Origin of the sequence: Corynebacterium haematomassiliense, from assembly GCF_013978595.1 — a bacterium.
Classification (GTDB): Bacteria; Actinomycetota; Actinomycetes; order Mycobacteriales; family Mycobacteriaceae; genus Corynebacterium; species Corynebacterium lehmanniae.
Window position 1 is genome coordinate 1,706,186 of sequence record NZ_JACDTZ010000001.1, and the last position, 17,888, is coordinate 1,724,073.

Annotated in this window: 19 protein-coding genes and 1 pseudogene; 9 read left to right on the forward strand and 11 right to left on the reverse strand. The window is 64.0% G+C overall.

The features are described from left to right. The first annotated feature begins 10 nt into the window (after positions 1 to 10). Positions 11 to 1,297, forward strand: coding sequence for an IS1096 element passenger TnpR family protein (locus H0193_RS08070; protein ID WP_181889329.1), 1,287 nt, complete (start codon positions 11 to 13; stop codon positions 1,295 to 1,297). 16 nt (positions 1,298 to 1,313) lie between these two features. On the opposite strand, the gene H0193_RS08075 is transcribed toward H0193_RS08070, so the two are convergent. From H0193_RS08075 to H0193_RS12475, 3 genes are read right to left on the reverse strand one after another with little or no spacing between them, the layout of a single operon-like run. Then, the gene (locus H0193_RS08075) at positions 1,314 to 1,628 is read right to left on the reverse strand and encodes a DUF202 domain-containing protein (protein WP_181889330.1); all 315 of its coding nucleotides are present in this window, start codon (positions 1,626 to 1,628) and stop codon (positions 1,314 to 1,316) included. Continuing rightward, a complete protein-coding gene (locus H0193_RS08080; RefSeq protein WP_181889331.1) occupies positions 1,625 to 1,990 on the reverse strand; it encodes a YidH family protein in 366 nt (121 codons plus the stop codon). Before H0193_RS08080 ends, H0193_RS08075 begins: the two co-directional genes overlap by 4 nt. Next, positions 1,987 to 2,490, reverse strand: a complete 504-nt coding sequence (locus H0193_RS12475) for a VanZ family protein (protein ID WP_181889332.1) — start codon at positions 2,488 to 2,490, stop codon at positions 1,987 to 1,989. Before H0193_RS12475 ends, H0193_RS08080 begins: the two co-directional genes overlap by 4 nt. A 129-nt stretch (positions 2,491 to 2,619) precedes the next feature. Between H0193_RS12475 and H0193_RS08090 the strand changes: the two genes are divergently transcribed. The 4 genes from H0193_RS08090 to H0193_RS12225 all read left to right on the forward strand — a co-directional run bounded on the left by H0193_RS08090 (position 2,620) and on the right by H0193_RS12225 (position 4,668). Next, entirely contained in the window at positions 2,620 to 3,045 is a 426-nt protein-coding gene (locus H0193_RS08090; protein ID WP_070472254.1) for an excisionase family DNA-binding protein, read from the forward strand. Between the two features lie 236 nt (positions 3,046 to 3,281). Continuing rightward, on the forward strand, positions 3,282 to 3,755 hold the full coding sequence (locus H0193_RS08095) for a TIR domain-containing protein (protein WP_181889333.1): 474 nt from the start codon (positions 3,282 to 3,284) through the stop codon (positions 3,753 to 3,755). Next, a complete protein-coding gene (locus H0193_RS12220; protein WP_141741251.1) occupies positions 3,752 to 4,195 on the forward strand; it encodes an HIT family protein in 444 nt (147 codons plus the stop codon). Before H0193_RS08095 ends, H0193_RS12220 begins: the two co-directional genes overlap by 4 nt. Next, on the forward strand, positions 4,192 to 4,668 hold the full coding sequence (locus H0193_RS12225) for a hypothetical protein (protein ID WP_202032106.1): 477 nt from the start codon (positions 4,192 to 4,194) through the stop codon (positions 4,666 to 4,668). Before H0193_RS12220 ends, H0193_RS12225 begins: the two co-directional genes overlap by 4 nt. On the opposite strand, the pseudogene H0193_RS08105 reads toward H0193_RS12225, so the two are convergent. Then, positions 4,655 to 4,903, reverse strand: a pseudogene (locus H0193_RS08105) (integrase core domain-containing protein); the annotation flags it as partial. The gene H0193_RS12225 and the pseudogene H0193_RS08105 sit on opposite strands and share 14 nt — an antisense overlap. A gap of 174 nt (positions 4,904 to 5,077) precedes the next feature. Here H0193_RS08105 and H0193_RS08110 point away from each other — a divergent pair. After that, a complete protein-coding gene (locus H0193_RS08110) occupies positions 5,078 to 5,476 on the forward strand; it encodes an SHOCT domain-containing protein (RefSeq protein WP_181889334.1) in 399 nt (132 codons plus the stop codon). A gap of 345 nt (positions 5,477 to 5,821) precedes the next feature. Here H0193_RS08110 and H0193_RS08115 read toward each other — a convergent pair whose 3' ends face one another. Continuing rightward, entirely contained in the window at positions 5,822 to 6,106 is a 285-nt protein-coding gene (locus tag H0193_RS08115; RefSeq protein WP_070472274.1) for a hypothetical protein, read from the reverse strand. A 54-nt stretch (positions 6,107 to 6,160) separates the two neighbouring features. On the opposite strand from H0193_RS08115, the gene H0193_RS08120 reads away from it, so the two are divergent. Then, positions 6,161 to 7,099, forward strand: a complete 939-nt coding sequence (locus tag H0193_RS08120; RefSeq protein WP_181889335.1) for an acrylyl-CoA reductase family protein — start codon at positions 6,161 to 6,163, stop codon at positions 7,097 to 7,099. On the opposite strand, the gene H0193_RS08125 is transcribed toward H0193_RS08120, so the two are convergent. Next, positions 7,089 to 8,111 (reverse strand): hypothetical protein, encoded by a 1,023-nt coding sequence (locus H0193_RS08125; RefSeq protein ID WP_181889336.1) that lies wholly within the window; start codon positions 8,109 to 8,111, stop codon positions 7,089 to 7,091. The two genes, H0193_RS08120 and H0193_RS08125, sit on opposite strands and share 11 nt — an antisense overlap. Before the next feature lie 400 nt (positions 8,112 to 8,511). After that, the gene (gene leuS, locus H0193_RS08130; RefSeq protein ID WP_181889337.1) at positions 8,512 to 11,340 is read right to left on the reverse strand and encodes a leucine--tRNA ligase; all 2,829 of its coding nucleotides are present in this window, start codon (positions 11,338 to 11,340) and stop codon (positions 8,512 to 8,514) included. Between the two features lie 341 nt (positions 11,341 to 11,681). Between leuS and H0193_RS08135 the strand changes: the two genes are divergently transcribed. Continuing rightward, positions 11,682 to 12,098, forward strand: coding sequence for a DUF488 domain-containing protein (locus H0193_RS08135; RefSeq protein ID WP_236883437.1), 417 nt, complete (start codon positions 11,682 to 11,684; stop codon positions 12,096 to 12,098). 4 nt (positions 12,099 to 12,102) lie between these two features. Here the strand turns inward: H0193_RS08135 and H0193_RS08140 are convergent, their stop codons facing one another. Continuing rightward, a complete protein-coding gene (locus H0193_RS08140) occupies positions 12,103 to 13,422 on the reverse strand; it encodes an amino acid permease (protein WP_181889339.1) in 1,320 nt (439 codons plus the stop codon). Between the two features lie 171 nt (positions 13,423 to 13,593). On the opposite strand from H0193_RS08140, the gene H0193_RS08145 reads away from it, so the two are divergent. Next, positions 13,594 to 14,046, forward strand: a complete 453-nt coding sequence (locus tag H0193_RS08145) for a hypothetical protein (protein WP_181889340.1) — start codon at positions 13,594 to 13,596, stop codon at positions 14,044 to 14,046. 67 nt (positions 14,047 to 14,113) lie between these two features. Here the strand turns inward: H0193_RS08145 and H0193_RS08150 are convergent, their stop codons facing one another. The 3 genes from H0193_RS08150 to H0193_RS08160 form a co-directional block, all read right to left on the reverse strand. Continuing rightward, a complete protein-coding gene (locus H0193_RS08150) occupies positions 14,114 to 15,151 on the reverse strand; it encodes a histidinol-phosphate transaminase (RefSeq protein WP_181889341.1) in 1,038 nt (345 codons plus the stop codon). 13 nt (positions 15,152 to 15,164) lie between these two features. Beyond that, positions 15,165 to 16,556, reverse strand: coding sequence for an aromatic amino acid transport family protein (locus H0193_RS08155; RefSeq protein ID WP_181889342.1), 1,392 nt, complete (start codon positions 16,554 to 16,556; stop codon positions 15,165 to 15,167). Between the two features lie 64 nt (positions 16,557 to 16,620). Continuing rightward, complete coding sequence (locus H0193_RS08160) at positions 16,621 to 17,880, reverse strand: M20 family metallo-hydrolase (RefSeq protein ID WP_181889343.1); 1,260 nt, start codon at positions 17,878 to 17,880, stop codon at positions 16,621 to 16,623. Positions 17,881 to 17,888 lie beyond the last annotated feature (8 nt).

Below are 17,888 nucleotides of genomic sequence, written 5' to 3' on the forward strand. Positions count from 1 at the left end.
GGTTGCCGGTATGACCGTTTCAGTGCTCATGATCGTGGAGGGCACCTCGCCCGAAATTTCCCGCTGCGTAAACGTCGAAGAGACCATGACGCTGGGCGAACTCTCCCAGATCATCGACGCGTCCCTCGGTTTCACCGGCGCCGCCACCCACCTCTACGTCAGCCAGGAGGGCACGCAGCGCTCCGTCTTTACTGCCGTGCCCGGCCCCGGCGAGCACCAGGAAAACGAGCTCACAGTCGCCGAGATGCGGCCCATGACCTACGTCTACGACCCAGCCGCCAACTGGAACATCCACGTCGAGGTCCTCGGCCCCTCCAACATCGAGGGGCCTACGCCCATGCTTATCGACGCCGCCGGGCCCGACGTCGTCGAAGCCTGCTCGGGACCAGAGCTGATGACCACCTTCCGCAACCAAGCCCGCCTGCTGGCCGCCGGCATCGAGCCGGACTTAGAGACCATCACCCTGATGTTCTCCTACCTGCCCGTCATGCCGCCGGAGCGGATGCTCGACCGCATGACGCAGGCCGACCCGGTGTCCGTGGCCACCCGCATCGGCAACGTCGCCGAGGAGATGTTCTTCGACGAGGTCGCCGCCGCCGACGAGCACGGCGACGGCCCCGGCCTGGCCCAGCACTTCGACGACTTCCTCCAGTCCCGCCCCGACCTGCTCCAGATCATCGACATGGACCCGCACCCGGAGCGCAACCCCACCATGATCAACGCCGTGACCGAGTTCTTCGGCGACATGCTTGGCGGGCCGGGCGGGGTAGAGGTGCCGGGCTCCTTCGACGATTTGCCCCCGCTCACCCTCACCGGTGTAGTCGAGCAGCTCGTGGAGCTGTTCGCCGACGGCGTCACGCTGAAAAGGGGACTCCTGCCGCTTGAGACTGCGCGCGGGATCGTCGCGATCACCGAGCTACGGGACCCCGACGAGGTCTCGGACGTGCTCGTGGAATCCGGGCTGCTGAAAAAGCGCAAGGGCGTCATCACCCTCACCAAGGCGGGCGAACAGTTCCTGGCTGACGATTCCACCCACAGGTTCTACGTCGAGCACTCGCTCCGCCTGTTCGAAGCACTGGTGGGGTGGGAGCTTTGGGAAGCCACCATCGAATGGTTCATCGGCGACGGCGGCGCCACGCCACCCGAGTCAATGGACTTCCTCATCCCCTGGCTCTACGCCTTCAACGTCGTGGAGGAAACCTCCCCCGGACACTCCCACCTTTCCGACCAGGGCCGCGCGATGATGCGCGTCCACCGCAATAACTACCAGCAGACAAAACGCTTCCGTAACGGCTAACCGCGCGGCCCGCCCCTCACCCCACCACCAGGTACAGCCCCAGCCCGCCGGTGCCGAGCATCATCGCGGTCAGCAAAAACACGGCGGCGGCGTTGGGGGCGCTGCGCTCGTCGGCAAGCGCGGAGGCTTCGAAGCGGTACGCGCGCCGGTTCAGCGCCACGATCACCAGCGCGCCCGCCGCCAGCACCACCGACGCCACCACGATCAGCGCCGGGTAAGCACCGGCCCACCGCAGCAGCGTGGCCGCGCAGACGAGCATGGCCAGCGCGGTGCGCGTCCAGCTCATGGCGGTGCGCTCCGGCTGCAGGCCGGGGTCGGCGACGGCGATCATGCGAGCAGGCTCACCGCCACAACCATCGCCGCGACGAACACCACCACGCACAAGACGGGGATGATGGCGGGGGCGGGCAGCGGCTCGTCGTGACGCAAGGCCCGCTCGATGCGCACCCACCGCACCGCCGCACCTGCGGAAATGGCCATGGCGATCAGAATGACCGCAGCGGCCGCGACCTTGCGCACGCCGGGTTCGATGCCGGGCAGCTCAAACGCCTCGAGCGCGATCCCGCCCGCGAGAAACGCCAGCGCGGTGCGGGTCCAGGCGAGGAAGGTGCGCTCGTTGGCCAGGGTGAAGCGCGGGTCGGGCTCCCCGCCGTCGGGGAAGACCCGCCTGGTAAACCATCCGCGCTCACTCATGCGCTCAACCCTAGCGCCGCCCACACAACCAGCACGACCGCACCGGCCGCGGCGATGCACCACAGCACCGTTGCGCGATTGCCTCTCGACGTCCCTCCGGCCGCCCCCGCCCCCAGCCACGCACCCACGACGTTGCAGAGCACGTCGTCAGTGTCGCTGTAGCCCCACGAGAACACGTACTGGGCAACCTCGATGCCGAGGCTGCACACCAGGCCGAACAGTACCGCCCGCCCCACCGACCCCCGGTACGCGACGAAGCCGACCGGCAGAAACAGCGCAATGTTGCCGAACAGGTTCAACCACGGGCCCCACCACACGCGCGCGTACTCGAAGGTCTCCAGCGGGTTCAGGCGGATCTGGCTGACCTGGTGCGACTCCGCCGACCACAACCCTGGGATGGACACGAACGCCTTGCCCACCGTGAACGCGAGCACGACCAGCGCGGTCACCACCGCCGCGACGTGGGTAGCGGCGTCGTTGGTTTTGCTCGTTGATTTCACCCGGCCCACCGTAGGCGCAGATTCTGCTTGCGGCTTGGATGGTGCATATGAAGTGGATAACCGTGGGGTTGCACTTCCCGCCGGCCCGCAGTTACAGTTATTACAGATGAACGATGGAAGGAGGACCCCATGTCCAACGCACTGCTTGGTCAGTTGGAGGGGAATTCGCTCGGCGAGGCGGAACTTGAGCGTCTGCGCGAATTCATACGCAAGGAACAAGATTCCCCGCTGGGTGTCCTTCTTCAGCGGGTCGCGGAGGCAAACGAAGACGGCATCACCGTGAACTTGCTTGCCGACGATGCGGAGCTCTCCCCGAACCAGGCTGCAAAGCTCATGAAAATGAGCCGCCCGCACCTGCTAAAGTTTATGAGGGACGGTGACCTTCCCTTCCACCTCGTGGGCAGCCACCAGCGCCTAAAGATGTCCGATCTCCGCGATTTCATGGCGACTCGTGAGGCTGGGGCGGAGTTCGTCGCCAACGCGTTGCACGACACCCATGATTCTGCGCATTCCAAATACTCGGGCGATGCCCTGTCGGAGCTGGAGGACCTCTAGGTGTACTGACCGAAGACGTTGGTCGAAAACTGGCGGCCTTGGGTGCGTTGGGTCTCAGGTCTAGTCTTCTAGCAGTGCCACCGGAGCGGGAACACCGCTGCGCCTGTCAACCAGTCAAGGCAGTCTTCGCGTTTGCAGCAGTTCGAAGACGGTTCGGGCGAAGTGTCAGACGGAGCTGATAAGCATGGCTCGTCCGGGACGCTCTGGCCGCAGGGAAAGGAAGGCGCTCGGGAATCATGGCTAAGTCCGTCTTCTACTCGTTCCACTATCTCCGCGACGTTCACCGCGTCCAGTTGGTGCGCAACATCAACGCCTTGGAGGGGCAGCCACTGCTGAACGCTCAGGGATGGGAATCAGTTCGCCGTCAGGGCGATCAGGCGATCAAGAACTGGATCCAGAAGGAGATGGCATACAAGAAGGCAGTGATCGTGCTCATCGGTCAAGAGACAGCCAGTCGCCCCTGGGTCAAGTACGAGATCAAGAAGGCATGGGCCGACAGGAAACCCCTTCTTGGCGTCCATATCCACGGACTGTCCTCGATGGGAAGCGTGGATTCCCTGGGGCGGAGTCCCTTCAATCCCGCTGCTGGCATCCCGGTCTTCGATCCGACCGTCCTGAGTTGGACCGGTGGCATCGATTCGAAGGCCACGTACGGCAAGTTGGTCGACAACTTGGAACGGTGGTCTGCGCAGGGGGTTGTGCGGCCATGATCGACGTTCAAGAGTGTCCCTTCTGCGAGATCGTGCAGCGGGAGGATCCGGATGCGCGGGAGGTGTATCGAGACGAACACGTAGTTGCCTTCTTCCCGCTGGAGCCTGCCACACTGGGGCACACCTTGGTGGTTCCCCGGCACCATATCTCGGACATCTGGAGTCTCGACGACGAGCTCGCGCGGCACCTAGGCGTTGCGACCACCCGATTGTCTCAAGTGGTCAAGCACGTGCTGCGTCCTGAGGGCCTCAACGTCATCCAGTCGAATGGGAGAGCTGCCACGCAAACTGTGTTCCACCTCCACGTTCACATCGTCCCTCGATGGAGCAACGACTCCGTTGGTCGCATCTGGCCGCCAATAACGAACTACACCGAGGAGCAGAAGGACGCTGCATGGGAGAAGCTGCGAATCGCTTGTCGACAGGTGCCGCCCTCATGACGGCCGCCGAAGGTGGTTCTGCGAAGGCCGAGGACGTGCGCAAGCACCTCGACTTCATCCAGGCGGTGGTCACCAGGATGTCAGCCGCCTCCGCGAATGCCAAGGCGTGGCTTCTCCCTATTGTGACTGCGACATATGGCTACGCGTTGACTCAACATGCAGGAACTGTCGCGCTCTTGGGGGTATTGGCGGCTGGACTATTCGGCTTCCTCGACGCGAACTACCTCCGGCAGGAGCAGGCGTATCGCGCGCTCTACGACGCGGTGGCAAATGGAACTCGCGATGTACCGCTCTTCTCCTTGGATGTTGCGCACGCTTCCGATCCGACTCCTGAGCCCGTTACCCGATGGGAACGCACCTTGGCGCGGCTCCACTGCTGGATCCCTCGCGGGCGCGTGTGGGCTTCATGGTCGATTGCACCCTTCTACGGGGTCCTTCTCCTGGTCGGCATGGCGATCTTCATGGCTGCCTAGCAGTTGACTTGGCCTCAATGCCCGTCAATCGTGAGAAGGGTGGCTGGTTGCCGCAGGCGGTGTGGGGGCGGTGGTGGTTGTAGTAGTGGAGCCAGCCGTCGAGCTCTCCGCGGCGCTCGGCCTCGGAGGTGTAGCAGCGTGCGTAGGCCCAGCCATCGGCCAGGGTGCGGTGGAAGCGTTCGATCTTCCCGTTGGTCTGGGGTCTGTAGGGCCGGGTCCGCTTGTGTTTGATGTTCTTCACCAGCCCAACCCGGTCAGCGTGTCGCAACCCGGCTACCACACTTGGTGAGGAAGAGCTGCTAAAGTGGTTCGGCGATGGCCCGAGCACGTCCTTGTTCCTAACCGTCGTGCGCTGGGGTCCGCGTGGACCGCTCGGCCAGCGTCCATCCAGTCAGGAGGCAGTCAGCAGATGTTCGACGACAACGGCTCATTCCTACTCGCCATGTTCGAGTTCTTCATCTTCTTCGCATGGCTCATGTCCCTGTGGTGGATCTTCGGAGATCTCTTCCGCAGCAAGGACCTCGGCGGCTTCGCGAAGGCGCTGTGGGTGGTGTTCATCATCGTGCTGCCGTTCATCGGAATGCTCGCGTACCTGCTTGTTCGAGGTCGGGGGATGACCGACCGCGCGGTCGAGGCGCGCCAGGAGCTCCAGCAGCGGCAGGATGAGTACATCAAGTCCGTCGCCGGCGGCTCCGCCGGATCGAGCCCGACCGATGAGATCGCCTCGGCGAAGGCCCTTCTCGACTCGGGAGCGATTACCCAGCAGGAGTTCGACCAGATCAAGGCAAGGGCGCTCTCCTCGGTCTGACCCTGGTCCGCTCCCTCGCCAGCCGCAGCGTCGCGGTCCGAGGGCGACCATCCGGCGCGGCCTTGTCGCGGGGCGAATTCGCGGTTCGCCGGACGCTGGCCAGCTTGGCTCCTAGGCTCCGGGTGCCGCGCCGCCATCGAGGGGGCGCCACCTGACCTTGGGGGTCACTCGATGGCTCTGGTTGTGCACCGGTTCACAGCGTAAGGTCGCGCCCGCCACCCGCGGCGCCGCTTGGTCCAAGTGTGCCGGCCCGCCGCATACCTTGCAATGCAGCTTTCACTTCCGAGTGGAAGTGGTCGTGGATTGCCACATAGACAAGCCAGGCATACTCGCCTCCCGCGTGCACTACAGCGCCGCGCCAGCTGGCCGCGCCGTGTCGCGCGACTCGAAGATGGGATCCGCGAAACTGCGGTGCCGTTCGAAGATGCCCTGGTCGAATCTCTTCTGAATGTAGGTGGCTAATGCGAGCTCCTCTTGGGCGTGTGAAACCGCCTCCCGCAGGTAGTTGACCTGCGTATCTGGATCGTCGACTCGCGTTGCACATCGGTACGCCGCGGCAGTTCGCGGGGGAAGTTTGTCAGATCCGTTGAGCGTCTTCAGCACCCTAGTCGTCGGCCGCACGGAAACCATGACACCAGATTAAACTGTCCGCAGACATCAGCCTGTGCGCCTATGCTGGCGGCCATGAATCGCAGCTTGATTGTCACTGAAAATGGACCGGAGATCATAGAGCCGCAAGCGGCGTTCGCGGGTGAGGGCGACACCCTGATCAACGTGAGCCACTCGTCGGTGAACTACAAGGACGCGATGGCGCTGTCCGGCAACCGCGGCATCCTGCGCGAACTGCCGACGGTGCCGGGCATCGACGCGGTGGGCACCCTCGAGGACGGCACGCTGGTCACCGTCAACGGCCGCGGCATCGGTGAGCGCCGCCACGGCGGCTACACCCCGCAGATGCGTATCGACGCTAAAGACATCACCCGCGTGCCCGAGCGCTTCTCCGCGTTCGAGGCGGCCGCGATCGGCACCGCGGGCTACACCGCAGCACTTTCGGTCGCAGGTCTGGAGCGCGTCGCGCTTTCGCCTCTCGACGGCCCCGTGCTCGTCACCGGCGCCACCGGCGGCGTCGGATCTATCGCGGTGCAGCTCCTGGCGGCGCGGGGGTATGAGGTGTGGGCGTTGACGGGGCGCGTCGATAAGCATGGCGCCTGGCTGAAGGAGCTCGGCGCCGCTGAGGTTGTGGACCGCGCCGAGTTCGCCGAGGCCGGCAAGCCGCTGCAGAAGGCTCGCCTGGCCGGCGTGGTGGACACCGTCGGCTCCCCCGTTTTGGCCAACGCGCTGTCGCAGCTGCAGTGGGGCGGCGTGGCCACCGCCTGCGGCATGGCCGCCGGCAACGACCTGCCCGCCAGCGTCCTGCCGTTCATCCTGCGCGGGGTGCAGCTGGTGGGCATCAACTCCGTCGACGCGCCGAACAAGCTTCGCGACGAGGCGTGGTCGCTCCTCGACGAATCCGTAGACACCAACGCCATCCGCACCGAAGAAGTCGGATTGGACGGCGTTAAAGAAGTTGGGCGTTCGCTGCTCGATGGTGGGTGGAGCGGACGCGCCGTCGTTACGCTGTAGCTTCCTTGGGCACCGGACCGCCGGAGATCTGGCGGTACGCGTGCGCCGCGGCGAGCATGGTGCCGGGCATCGTGACAATCAGGCCGACGAAGAACAGCGCCGCACCAACGATGTTGATCAACCCGGCGAGCACCACGAAGCCCAGGATCTTCAGGTAATTCGACGCGCCAGCCTTGAACCCGGCGGAAATAGCGTTGCCGAACGAGCCGTTATTATCCGCCGCGTACCACGCCTGGAACGTGAAAAACGGCAGCACCAGCAGGCCAATCACACCCGTGACGGCCAACGCGCCCAGAATCGGGCGGACGATGTTCCACATCTCCTCCGGGGTGAGGTTTTCCAGGTTATCCGGCAGCGTGGACGGGTCGATGGTGGTCAGCGCGCCGAACGCGAGCACCATGAGCAGGATCATGGAGACGATAAAGGCCAGCACGCCGAGCAGCGCCGTCACGCCCAGCGTCTTGCCGTACGCCGGCGCCTTCGCCTCGTTGTACGTGAACTGCTTCACCAGCGTCTGCTGCAACGCCACGCCAACCATCCACGGCGCGAGCAGCAGCATGCCGATCGAGCCGATGGCTGCACCCGCGCCCGGCAAGAACTGGCCCAGCACCGCGAGCACCGTGCAGGCCACGCCCAGCGGGATCCACAGCTTGGCGTTGGCGAACAGCGCCTTGCCGCCCCAGCTCAGCGCCTCCATGACCTCGAGCTTGCCGGTGCCCTTCACGTGGAACCAGCCGTTCGACGCCGGGTCGTTGATCGGGTGCGGGGACACGCCGTCGCCGGGGGCGTTGTCAGTGAGCTGCTGGCCGTGGAAGCGCAACGCGGAGGCGCCGGCCATCGACGCCGCCGAGTTCACCTCGAACGCGTCGTAGGTGCTTTCGGTGTTCGGGCTGCTGTAGGCCGGGTAGTCGCCGGCCCGGTCGCCGGTGTCGCCGGTGCCGTTTTCCGGGTGGCTGCCTTCCGGGTGCTCCGGGTACGGCTCGTACCCGCCGCCGTTATAAGGGGTGGACATGCACTCATCCTTCGTGATCGTGGGTTCCGTTCACTTGGGACTTTATCAGTCACACCAGTCACAGACCCGGGCGGCAGGCGGGGCCGGGCCGGCCGGGCTCCTGACACATCACGGCAGCCGTTTGCGCCGACCTGGGGGTTTGCGGGCCGCCTGACAGATTCGGCCGCGATGTGTCGGGAGGGGTCGCGGGGCAGGGCCCGGCCCGCCCGACTTTCGCCGCCCGGGCAAATTCATTCACCGCGCGATGAATAGATCACTCTCGTGGGCGTAGCGACCTGGGGAAAATGAACAATTCAACCACTCAAAAAGGGATTTGTTCACCGAGGAGGCCCCGGCGGGTGAATAAATTGGGGTCGGGCGGGCCGGGGCCGGGCGGCCCCCGCCCCAAAGCCCAAGCCCCCTACTTCACCACCAGGTTGACCATGCGGCCCGGGATGGCGATCACCTTCACCACGTTCTTGCCGGCCACCAGGTCGGCGACGCGCTCGTCGGCAAGTGCTGCGGCCTCGAGGTCGTCCTTGGAGGCGTCGGTGGCGACGTCGATGTGCGCCTTGACCTTGCCGTTGATTTGGACGGGCACTTCCACGGTGTCGTCGACAAGCCATTGCTCCTCGAACTCCGGGAACGGCTCGAACGTGATGGTCTCGGAGTGGCCCAGCACCGACCAGAGCTCTTCGGCGATGTGGGGTGCGAGCGGCGAGACCATCTGCACCAGCGGCTCGACGGCGGCACGCGGCGCACCGTTCGGGTAGGTCTTGGTCAGGTAGTTGACGTACTCGATGAGCTTGGCGGCGACGGTGTTGTCGCGCAGGTGCTCGTAGTCATCGCGCACGCCGGCGATAGTGCGGTGCAGGGCCTTGGAGTCCTCGTCCGTGAGCGCGGTGTCCACGACCGACGTCTCACCGGTGGCCTCGTCGACGGCCAGGCGCCACAGGCGCTGCAGGAAGCGGTGCGCGCCGACGACGTCCTTGGTCGCCCACGGGCGGGAGGTGTCCAAAGGCCCCATGGACATCTCGTAGACGCGCAGCGTGTCGGCGCCGTACTCTTCCACCACATCATCGGGCGCGACGGAGTTCTTCAGGGACTTGCCCATCTTGCCGTACTCGCGGTTGACCTCTTCGCCCTGGTAGAAGAACTTGCCGTCCTTTTCCTCCACCTCGGCGGCCGGCACGTACACGCCGCGCGAGTCGGTGTAGGCGTAGGCCTGGATGTAGCCCTGGTTGAACAGGCGGCGGTACGGCTCCTGGGAGGTGACAAAGCCCAGGTCAAACAGCACCTTGTGCCAGAAGCGGGCGTAGAGCAGGTGCAGCACCGCGTGCTCCACGCCGCCGACGTAGAGGTCCACGCCGCCCGGGTCGCCTTCGCCGTGCGCGTCGGGGCGCGGGCCCGTCCAGTAGCGCTCGTTCTCGATGTCCACCAGCGCGTCGGCGTTGGTCGGGTCGATGTAGCGCAGCTGGTACCAGGAGGAACCGGCCCACTGCGGCATCACGTTGGTGTCGCGCCAGTACTTCTGCTTGCCGTGGCCCAGGTCCAGCTCGACCTCGACCCAGTCGGTGGCCTTAGCCAGCGGCGGGGCGGGCTCGGAGTCGGCGTCGTCGGGGTCGAAGGCGATGGGGTTGTAGTCCTCCACCTCCGGCAGCTCCACCGGCAGCATGTCCTCGGGCAGCCCGTGCGCCTGGCCGTTCTCGTCGTACACAATCGGGAACGGCTCGCCCCAGTAGCGCTGGCGCGCGAACAGCCAGTCGCGCAGCTTGTACTGGATCTTCTCGGAACCCCTCTGCCTATCGACGAGCCAAAGGATCGCCCGCTCAATAGCCTCACCCTTGCCCAGGCCGTTGAGATCCAGGCCGTCCTCGTTCGCGGAGTTGATGTGCTCCGCGTCGCCGGTGAACGCCGCCTCGGAGACATCGCCGTCCAGCACCGGGGTGATGGGCAGGCCGAAGACGGTAGCGAACTCGTAGTCGCGATCGTCGTGCGCCGGCACCGCCATGATGGCGCCGGTGCCGTAGCCGGTGAGGACGTAGTCGGCGATGAAGATCGGCACCTCTTCGCCGCTGACCGGGTTCACGGCATACGAGCCGAGGAACACGCCGGTCTTTTCCTTGTTCTCCTGGCGCTCCACGTCAGACTTCGCGGCGATCGAGCGCAGGTAGGCATCGACTGCCTCGCGCGGGGTGTCGGTGCCGCCGGTCCAGCGGCTGTCCACGTCGGAAGGGTAGGAGGCGGTGACCAGCTCGTCGACAAGCGGATGCTCCGGCGCAAGCACCACGTAGGACGCGCCGAAAAGGGTGTCCGGGCGGGTGGTGAAGACCGTGATGTCGCCGGCGGGGGAGGCGAAATGCACGTCCGCGCCGCGGGAACGGCCGATCCAGTTGCGCTGCATGCTCTTGACCTTTTCCGGCCACTCGAGCAGGTCAAGGTCGTCGAGCAGGCGGTCCGAGTAGTCGGTGATGCGCATCATCCACTGGCGCAGGCGCTTGCGGAAGACCGGGTAGTTGCCGCGCTCCGAGCGGCCCTCGGCGGTGACCTCCTCGTTCGCCAGCACCGTGCCCAGGCCCGGGCACCAATTGACCATAGAGTCGGAGAGGTAGACGAGGCGGAACTCGTCGATAGCCTTGTGCTTCTCCTCCGTGGTCAGGTCGCGGAAGTTGCGGCCGTCCTTCGTCTGACGCGCGCCGGACATGAGGTCCTTGACCAGGTCCTCGATCGGGCGGGCCTTCTGCAGGTCCTCGTCGAACCAGGCGTTGTAAATCTGCAGGAAGATCCACTGCGTCCACTTGTAAAACTCCGGATCCGTGGTGGCCACGGAACGGCGCGGGTCGTGGCCGAGACCCAGCATGGCCAGCTGGCGGCGCATGTTCGCGATGTTCGCCTCGGTGGTCACGCGCGGGTGCGTGCCCGTCTGGATGGCGTACTGCTCCGCGGGCAGGCCGAAGGCATCGTAGCCCAGCGTGTGCAGCACGTTCTTGCCCAGCATGCGGTTGTAGCGCGCGTAGACGTCCGTGGCGATGTAGCTCAGCGGGTGGCCCACGTGCAGGCCCGCGCCAGAGGGGTAGGGGAACATGTCCTGGACGTTGAGCTTGTCTGTGGGCAGCTCCTCGCCGGTGGCAAGGTCGCCGACCGGGTTCGGGGCATAAAACGTCTGGTTGTCGCGCCAGTACGCCTGCCACTTCTGCTCGATGGTGTTGGCCAGCTCGGCCGTATAGCGGTGCGGGGTCGCCTCAGTCATGGTTATGCAGTGTAGTTAAGGGCGTTTGGATGCAGGCGCCCGGCGCGGGGCCCGGGGCGGAGCAGGTTCTGGGTGGGCTCTCGGTGGGGGCGGGTTCTAGGTGGTTTTGTACGAATCGACAATTAAGACGAGCGTCCAGATTTAACACCGCAGGTAGCGAGCTTATGCACTGTTTCGCATGTAAACTTTTACAAAATCACAGTTCCTGCCGCTCGAGTTCCGACAGTCTCGACCCACTTTTCGTTGGCAATTACCAATAGTTGGTCCACCCGAAATTGTCCGCAATGCGGAGTCCGCAACCGCGCCAACGTACCGCGAGCCGCACCGCTATGGTCGCAAACATGCAGCTCTACACCATCGGTTACAGCAAGAAGACCGCGGAGGAATTCTTCAGCATTCTCCGGGACAATGGCGTGAAGCAGGTCGTGGATATCCGGCGGCACAACACAAACCAGCTCGCCGGCTTTACCAAGGAGTCGGATTTGCCGTGGTTCCTCGACACCATCGCGGGCATCGGCTACTCCCACGAGCTAGCACTCGCGCCCAGCGAGGACCTCATGCGCGCGTACCGCAAGGAGGGCTTGCCGTTCGACGAGTTTGCGAAGCAGTTGCGCGCCGAATATGCCAAGCGCACAATGCCCAAGCTTATCGACGGCTCCGCCTTCCTCTGCTCAGAGCCCGACCCCGGAGTTTGCCACCGCTCCGTGGCGGCGGAGTACCTCGCCGAGCACGGCGACTTCGAAGTCGTGCACCTCTAGGTGATTACCCCGCGAACATCTGCCAGATGGCCACGCCCATGATCACCACGCCCAGCACGAACACGAACCAGGTTTCGGGTTTGTTGGCGTAGCGCTGGTAGTCCTTGGCGTAGCGGAATAGCAGCATCGGCACGATGTACACCAGGAAGGTGATGAACACGCCGCCGACCACGGAGATGAGGTCCAGGATCGAAGGGTTGAGGATGCCGGCGATCACCGTGGTGACAAAAATGAAGACGTAGATGCCCCAGCGCAGCTTCTTCGGGTCCATACGCTCAGCGACGCCAGGGGCCACGGCACGCACCAGGTACGTGGTGCCTTCCTCGGCGCCCATGACGTGGCCGAAGTAGGACGACGCAATCGCGCAGAGGGCAACGATCGGGGAGAGGATCGCCAGGAACGGCGTGTGGGTCTCGTTGGCCAGGTAGGACAGCACGGGGATGTTCTGCTCACGGGCGGCGTCCATGCCGTCGGCGCCCAGCGCCAGGGTGCAGGACCACACGAAAAACATGGTGAACACCACCAGCAGGCCGGTGGTGATGAGCTCGGTCTTCGCCACGGCCTTCTTGGTGGACTCCAGGTCATCCGGGTACTTCTTCTGCACGTCCAGAGCGAACTGGGACATCGCCGGCATGTGGTTGAAGGAGAACACGAACACCGGCAGGATCAGCAGCATCGCCTTCCAGAACGGCACGTCGGACTCGTAGGAGCGGAAGCTGGCCAGGTCCCACTGGGGGATGAGGTAGAACGACACCGCGGCCAGCGCGATGATCAGGGGGTAGACCAGCAGGTTCGCAAAGGCCAGGGTGGCCTTCTTGCCCAAGGCGTAGGCGCCGGTGAGCACGCCGACGCACAGGATGGCCATGAGCCAGCGCGGTACCTCGGGGCCGTGGAGCTGATTGACCACGAAGCTGTCCATCGTGTTGGTGATACTCACGCCATAGATGAGCACGATGGGGTAGATGGACAGCCAGTACATCAGGCCCGTCATCAGGCCGCGGTTGCGGCCGGCGAGCGCGGTGACCACCTGCAGCACGTCCAGGCCCTTGACCGGGGAAGCGGCCACGATGCGGGCGTAGGTGCGGTGCGAGAAGAACACCATCGGGCCGATGAACAGGGTGATCAGCAGTAGGGGGACGAAGCCGAAACTGCCGGCGTCGATAGGGAGGAACAGGATGCCGGCGCCGACAGCGGTGCCGAACAGGGTGATAGCCCAGGACAGGGTGCCGCCGTCGGGGACGGCGCCGGACCGGTTTTCCTCTACCTGCCGTTTGTCGGCGACGGTGAGGTGGTCCAAATTGAACTCTTTGCCCGCTGTGGTCAAAGGTACTCCTTAAGATGTGAGTGGTTTAAGCCACACGGAATCATAAAACACCACGACTCGCAGCAATAACTGGGGAGACCACGGGTGTACACCACGGCCTCTTGCGGACAGCCGTCTCGGCGCAGGATATATTGACTATTGTTGTTTCCCGCCCCTGAACAGGAGTTTCCCATGAAGAAGTTCACCGCCGCTGCGGTTGCCGCCACGATGGCCGTTTCCCTGGCGGCCGGCCCCGCAGACGCCGCGTCCAACACCATGGCCGGCAGCAAGAACACTCCGGTGTGCAAGCTTGAGCTCGACGGCATCGGCTCCAAGAGCGTCACCCAGGAAATCGTGGCGGAGAAGGGGATCGAGGGCGTGGAGCTGAACAAGCTCACCGGCATCCAGCGCACCGCCGCGGCCGTCGGCGAGGCATTCGGTTCCACCGACACCGCGGCGCAGCAGAAGGCGAACAACGCCCAGGCTGTACAGGCGTGCCTGGACGGCGAGGACTACAAGTCCGAGCCGCTGGAGGCGGGCATCAAGGGCGGCATCATCGCCACTGTTGTGCTCGCGGTGCTCGGCCTAATCGCGAACTTCGCGCTGCAGTCCGGCGCAATCCAGCTGCCGAAGCTCGGCCGCTAATACGTGGTGTAGAAGACGCTGGTCATAGCGCTATTTTACGGCAGGAACGGGCGAACAGCAGGCTGTCTTACGTGCTAACAGGCAGTCCCGCGCGCCGCCATGCGGTAAGGAACTGATCAGTCTCTGCCTCGTCGGTAATGCTCACGCGCGCTCCCGAATCTGGGTAGCTGCGGATGATGATGCCCTCGGCACTGATCTTCTGCTCAATCTCAGCGCCGTTCACGCCTGGAATCCAGACGAAGTTTCCGTGAGAACGCTGTACGCCGAGCTCCTCAGAGACCCGGTCGCGCTGGGCTTGAGTCTCTTTAACTCGCACCATGAGTTCATCATGCGCCTCCAGCGACGCGACGGCTGCAAGCTCCGAAAGTTCGGTGACAGTGAGCGGAAGCGCAACTAGACCGAGCGAGCGAATCAGCTCCGGGTTGCCGAAGCCGTAGCCGACACGCAACCCCGCCAAACCGTAGGCCTTAGAGAAGGTACGCGCACCGATAAGGTTTGGATACTTCGCGATTTCCTCGACGCCGTCCGGAGTGTCCTTGGCATCGTTGAACTCGTAATACGCCTCATCCAACACCACCACGATGTCTTCCGGAACCCGCCGCATGAATTCAGTGAACTCGTCTTTGGTGATGGTCAGGCCGGTGGGGTTATTCGGGTTGCAAATGATGATGAGGCGGGTGCGGTCTGTGATTGCGTCTGCAACCGCATCCAAATCAATCGCCTCATCCTCGCCGAGTGGGACCTGGACCGGGGTGGCCCCGCCGACGCGAGCGTAGAGCGGGTATGCCTCGAAGCTGCGCCAGGGAAAGAGGACCTCATCGCCTGCCGCACACGTCATCAGTACGGCCTGCTGGATCACCGCCGACGCCCCGGGCGCGACCGCAACCTGCTCTTCCGATAGACCTAGGCGATCAGCCAACGCCTTTCGCAACACCGGCGAGCCGGAGATGGGGTACCGGTTCGCCCGCAACGCCGATTCACGGATCGCTTCTAGCGCGGTAGGCAGGGGCCCGAAGTTCGCCTCGTTGGCGGACAACTTCAATTTTGTTTCGTCGGACTTTCCGGGCTTGTAGTCCGGGAAGAGGGAAAGATCTGCACGAAGCACAAGCGGTCCTTTCTTAGAACATTTGCCAGATAGTCACGCCCATGATGATCAATCCCATGATGAGGACGAAAATCGTGTCTGGACGGCGAGCGTAATGCTTGAACGCGGTGGCCTTGTTAAACAGCAGGTTGGGCACGATGTAGACGAGGAAGGCGACGAAGATGCCGCCGACCGCGGAAATCAGCGTCAGAATCGACGGGTTGAGCACTGCCACCAGAACCGTAGTCACGAACACGAAGACGTAGATGCACCAGCGCAACGCCTGCGGGTTAATCCTGTCCGCTACGCTCGGAGCCGCCACGCGGATGAGGTAGGACGTTCCTTCCTCGGTGCCCAGCATGTGGCCGAAGTAGGAAGATGCGATCGCGCAGATGGCGATCACCGGGCTGATCACCGCCATGAACGGGGTGTTGGTGACATTGGCGAAGTAGGACAGGATCGGGATGTTCTGCGCGCGGGCCTCATCCATGCCCTCCGCACCGAGGGTGAGCGAGCAGGACCACACGAAGAACATGGTGAAGAACACGAGCATGATCGCGGTGATCAGCTCAATCTTGGACACTTCGCGCTCGGTGGCCGCGACGTCGCCCTTCTTCTTCTTTTGCACGTCGAGGGCGAACTGGGACAGCGCCGCCATGTGGCTGAAGGAGAACACCATCACCGGCAGAAGCAGCAGCATGGACTTCCACAGCGGAGTGCCAGATTCGTACTCCATGAAGCCGGCGAGGTCCCATTTAGGAATGAGGTAGATGGACACCGCGGCGAGGGCGATGATGAGGGGGTAGACAAGGATGTTGGCCAGCCACAGGGTTGCTTTCTTGCCCAGGGCGAACGCACCCGTCATCAGGCCCACGCAAATCGTGGCGAGCACGACACGGTTCACGTGCGGCCCGTTGAGTTGGTTGACGATCATGCTGTCCACCGTGTTGGTGATGGAGATGCCGTAGATCAGCACCGTCGGGTAGATGGCGAGCCAGTAGAGGATGGCTGTAGCCAGGCCGCGCTTGCGCCCGGTTAAGGCTGTGACGACCTGCAAGACATCCAGCCCTTTTTCCGGGGACGCGGACACAATGCGCGCATACGTGCGGTGGGAGAAAAACACGAGCGGCAGGACAAGGAACGTGGCGAAAAGTAGCGGCCAGAAGCCGAAACTTCCGGCATCAATGGGCAAGAACAGAATGCCGGCGCCGACAGCGGTGCCGAACAGTGTGATGGCCCAGGACAAGAAGTTTCCGTCTGGTACGTCACCGGCCCGGTTTTCTTTGATCACCTCAGCGTCAGCCGCTGAGAGCTGGTCCATCTGGAACTCGGCGCGGGACTGCGCGATGTGTTCGTCGCTGTGCAGCTCAGGCAGACCGCCATGTATCTTTTCGCCGGAAGAAGACCGGCTAAACGTAGTGGACATAAGTGTGGATCCTTTTCGTAGGGGCTATTGCCATCTGAATTGGTTGGTTTGAATCAGGTGAGCATCAGCGTTCATCGGGTGCGAGCTTGCCAACCGCCAACTCTTCGACCACCCGGGTAAGCAAAGCCAGTCCGGTGAGGCAGTCTTCATCCGTGGTGTACTCGGCCTCGTTGTGGGAAATGCCGTCGACGCTGGGGATGAACAGCATGACGGTGGGGTAGTGCTCCTTCATGTTCGTTGAGTCGTGGCCCGCCACCGTGAAGATCTCTTGGTGGGACAGTCCGAGTTCCTCTGCGCACGTGCGCGCCAGCTCTACGCCGGCCTCGGGGTAGGGGTTGAGCGCCCATTCGTGTGTGAGCTCGAGGTCGACATCGACCTTTGCCTCGTCGGAGGCGGCGGCAACGATCTCGTCCACACGCGCCCGCGCCTTCTCCAGCACCTGCGCGGAAGGGGAGCGCAGGTCGACGTTGAAGCGGACCTCGCGCGCGATGGTCACCGGCGAGTTGGGCTCCAGCGTGAGCTGCGAGACCGACGCCTGCAGCTGCCCTTCCTCAAACTCTTCTGTCAGGCGGCGCACGCCGGCAATCACCAACGAGGCGCCGAACAGGGCATCGCGGCGGTCCCGCATCATGGTGGATCCAGTGTGGCCCTGCTCGCCGCGAACTGTGGCGGCGAACTTGCTTGCGCCCCAGGTGGCGGTGACCAGGCCGATTTGGTTGCCGTTATCTTCCAGCTCCCGGCCTTGCTCGACGTGGATTTCGGCGTAGGTGGCTACCTTTGGGGCGTCGATAAGCGGCGCCCACTTCGCCGCATCAATGGCCTCGCCCGCTGTAACTCCCTGCAGGTCTGTGGCTTCACGCGCCACCCCGAGGTCGAGGAAGCCGGTGAAGACTGAGCTGCCCATCATCGACGGGGCGAAGCGGGAGCCTTCCTCGTTGAACCAATTCACCACCGCGAGGTTGAACCGGGGTGTCAGCTCGCCGCTTTTCGCTTTCGCGGCCACACGCGCGGCGGCGTGGGCACCGGCGAGCACGCCGTACGCGCCATCGAAGCGTCCTGCGAGTGGCTGCGAATCCAGGTGCGAGCCAACAGCGACGTAAGGGGCGCCCGGCACCAGCTCAAACAGGCCGTACTGGTTGCCAATCTCGTCGAAGCCGACTTCCGCGCCGAAACCCTCGAGCACGCCGGTGAACCAGGCGCGGTTTTTCACGTCGCCCTCGCTTGCGGCCTGGCGCTCCACGCCGCCGCCGGGGGTTGCGCCGTTCTTGCTCATCGCCGCGAAATCCGAGAGGAACCGCTCATCTGTTGGCTGAATGGTCTGCATTGTGTTCA